The organism is Roseateles sp. P5_B10, assembly GCF_056400485.1.
Genome location: NZ_JBFULE010001769.1, coordinates 1 through 520 on the forward strand (window position 1 = coordinate 1; position 520 = coordinate 520).

Genomic DNA, 520 nt, shown 5'->3' on the forward strand with positions numbered 1-520 from the left:
CGGCGAGATCGCGCGCGATCTGGCCGACGATGGGTTTCGGCACCGCCGCGGCGGCGAGCATGCCAAACCAGCTATCGTAGGTGAATTCGGGGAGCCCCGCCTCGGCAAAGGTCGGCACATCAGGCAGTTGCGCCATGCGGCTCTTGCCGGTGACCGCCAATGCACGCAACTTTCCCGACTGGATCAGGTCGCCACCAACACCGAAGAAAGTGAAGGCAACCGAGGTGTCGCCGCGCATAATGCTGATCTGGGATTCCGGCAGTCCGCGATGTGGGATCAGCACCATCTTGGTTTGCGTGAGATGCCTGAACAGTTCGGCGGCGATACCGGTGGAACTACCGACGCCGGCAGAGCTGTAGCTCAGCGAATCCGGCTTGGYCTTTGCCGCGGCGATCAGTTCGGCCAGCGTCTTGAACGGCGCATCCGGCGGCACGATCAGGATGGACGGCGTCGATCCGACACGGCTGATCGCAGCGAAATCCTTGATCGGATCGAAGTTGAGGTTCTTGTTGACCACGCC

1 protein-coding gene is annotated in these 520 nt (G+C 62.2%); it reads right to left on the reverse strand.

Annotation, left to right across the window (positions count from 1 at the left end; genetic code table 11):
* The coding region (locus AC1DU6_RS35810) for a Bug family tripartite tricarboxylate transporter substrate binding protein (RefSeq protein ID WP_477863400.1) at positions 1–520 on the reverse strand (520 nt) is incomplete at both ends.